The following is a 2690-nucleotide window of genomic DNA, read 5'->3' on the forward strand; positions in this document are numbered from 1 at the left end:
CCCACCGGATCCGGCTTTTGTTGAGGCAATGATGCAGGGAGTGCGGGAGAAGCTCTGAGCCTCATCGAGGACAGGCGCTGCGGATCACCATGGTGTGCAGGGCTGCCAGGCATGGCGTCACTTGCTGCTTCTACGCTGCAGAGGCGGCAGGTTCGGAGCGGCCGTCATGCAGATACATCACTCTCTCTAGCTTCTCAAAGGCTAGTCAGCCGACCTTTCCTGCTGCCGGCGCGAACCGGGCCAGCTGGTCAGCCGGATGTGGCATGCTGCTTTAGCGAAGTAACGTAGCTTCAGCGTCGGATCAGGACGACACCTGCGATCAGCAGCGCCACGCCAATCAGACGCGGCAGGTCGATCGGACGTTGGGCAAGGCCGAGCCACCCGAAGTGGTCGAAGGCCACTGATCCGAGCATCTGGCCTGTGACCAGGAGGGCTATGAAGCTTGCGGCTCCGAGCTGCGGCACGAGCACGATGGCAAGGCCGATGAAGATCGCGCCGAACAGGCCGCCACTCCAGGCCCACCACGGAATACGGGCAGCGATGCTGGTCGAAGGAAGGGGATCGCGTAAGGCAAGTGCCAGCAGCGTCATGCAGACGAGCCCTACAAAGTAGCTCATGAAGCCGGACCAAACAGCCGAATTCAGTGCGGTCCGCAGGTTGCTGTTCAACCCCTGCTGGACAACGATGCTCACCCCTGCCGCGACGGCAAGAAGAACAGGCACGACCAAGCTTAGCATCTGCACCTCTGGCCATTCGCAGCCGGGATCAGCACCGCTACGGCGCTGGCAAGCACGATCACGCGCGGCAAGCCCAGGGGCCATACCAGTCTGGTCCGCGGCGCTCCGGTTCTGGCTCATCTTCCGCTTGCCGTCGATGCGCGTGTCGGCATTCACAGGGCGATGATCTCCGCAGCTGCGCGCGGATGAAAGCTTCAGGTGTGTCCGTGACGGCCCCTGGCTCCACATGATCATTCAGCTCCAACTCTGCTCGCTGCATGCCATGGTTGCGGAGCGCCTCGCACGCGAAGGCTGACGACTCCTTTCTTCGCTTCACGGTCAGGCCATTCCGCCGGTGTCATGTGCTTGTCCGGCAGCTTGGACCAGGGTACCGCAGTGCAGATATTAGCCGCAAAACGGGGGTGGACTGGTGCAGCTAACACTCGCCGAGGCGGCGATCATGGCGGGCAGGAGCCCGGCGCACCTCACTCGAATGATCAGGTTGGGCAAGATCGCGATCGTGGGCCGCAGCTCGAAGCGGTCACCCTTGATCGACCCAGCAGAGATTACCCGCTGCTTCCCGGATGCTTCCCTGGAGCGGCTATACGGGCCGAAGAAGTCTAGCTCCCAGACCGATGCCAGTGTTGAGCCAGTAGGCGTCCCGGCTCAGCAGGCTGCCTTGGAACAGGCCAAAGCGGATCTTGAGCTGGAGCGAAAGGCTTGGGAGGACGAGCGACAGGCAGCACGGGAGGAGCGGCTCCGGCTGCTGTCGCTGCTCGAACTTGCACTGCAGAGGAACCACCGCCAAGCTGGCGAGGCAGGAGTGCAATAGGCGGCTCCCGACCTGCCTCGCTTGCCAGACAGCCTTCAACTAAGCCCGGTACCGCCGCATCCGCAGGAGGTCGTTGGCAATCGAGCAGGCTAAGCGAACGTCGGTCGTTTCGCCCTTGAGATCGGCGGCCGTGAACTCGTCGTCGTCGCCGAGACTCCATGCGATCGCTGCCGCCTTGACCAGCAGGCCTGGCATCGTTGCCGCATGCATCGGCTGGATCTTGTCTACGATGATTCTGGTCCTGCCTTTCAGGATGGCGGACTCCTCCTCGAGCTCTTCAGTCTAATGATGAGCGTGGGCGGCATCGAACGCGGACTCGGTGGCCCAAGCGCTCTCGAGCTCGCGCCCTAGGTCGAGGAGTGTAGCATCCGGATGCTTGGCAGGATTAGTCGAGGGTTCGGTATCGGAGGACAGCAGGTCACCGGTGATGCCGGTCACAGGAACGGCTGCAAACCCTGCGAGCAGTGTGCGGCGGGAGGCGCTATGAACGTGTTCAGCCGACGACATGGAGTGATGTCCTTGTCTGAGGTCAGGCCCGGTGTGGGAGGTAGGATGCCTGCACCGGGCCGCGTAGGCGGTTAAAATTTAACCGCTCAGTCAACATTCAACCATTACCCGGGTAGCGTCAACCCCTACGTGGTTATATCATGACCACATGATAGAACCTGTACAGAGCCGGATGGCACGCGCGGCGCTCGGTTGGAACGCTTCCCAGCTGGCGACCGCGGCGAATGTTGGTATCACGACCATAACGAGGTTCGAGACGGGGCAGTCCCTCCCTATCCCGAATACGTTGGCCGCTATTCAGCGCGCTTTAGAGCAGGGTGGAATTGAATTCATTCCCGATGAAGGCACCGGACCCGGTGTCCGGTTGCTTAGGAAGAACACGCCACTGGCGCATGACACGCTGCGGCTCGTTCCTGCCAGGAAGGCGGCCCGGCGACCGTAGCGCTGCGCCATGATACCTGCAGGCAAGGTACAAGCCGCCATCCCGACCACGAAGGTGGATGGTTCCAACAACCTCGCGGTCTGCGTCTCGATCTGATTCAATCCTCGTGACGGGGAGAGGAGCGAGTCGATGGGCAGCGAGCCAGGCTTTTTCGACGTGGATGATCGCCTTCGTCGGTTGAGCGATCTGGGCG

The 2690-nt window shown here is 61.9% G+C and carries 3 protein-coding genes; 1 reads left to right on the plus strand and 2 read right to left on the minus strand.

Annotated elements, in window-relative coordinates; genetic code table 11:
* Positions 1-290: 290 nt before the first annotated feature.
* Positions 291-737: a DMT family transporter gene (locus tag VHL31_RS17490; RefSeq protein WP_349262475.1), complete on the minus strand. Its 447-nt coding sequence runs from the start codon at positions 735-737 to the stop codon at positions 291-293.
* An 850-nt stretch (positions 738-1587) separates the two neighbouring features.
* Positions 1588-1758: a hypothetical protein gene (locus VHL31_RS17495; RefSeq protein WP_329662526.1), complete on the minus strand. Its 171-nt coding sequence runs from the start codon at positions 1756-1758 to the stop codon at positions 1588-1590.
* Between the two features lie 469 nt (positions 1759-2227).
* Between VHL31_RS17495 and VHL31_RS26710 the strand changes: the two genes are divergently transcribed.
* Positions 2228-2497 (plus strand): helix-turn-helix transcriptional regulator, encoded by a 270-nt coding sequence (locus tag VHL31_RS26710; protein ID WP_349262474.1) that lies wholly within the window; start codon positions 2228-2230, stop codon positions 2495-2497.
* The last annotated feature ends 193 nt before the right edge of the window (positions 2498-2690 follow it).

Origin of the sequence: Geminicoccus sp., assembly GCF_036263595.1 — a bacterium.
Classification (GTDB): domain Bacteria; phylum Pseudomonadota; class Alphaproteobacteria; order Geminicoccales; family Geminicoccaceae; genus Geminicoccus.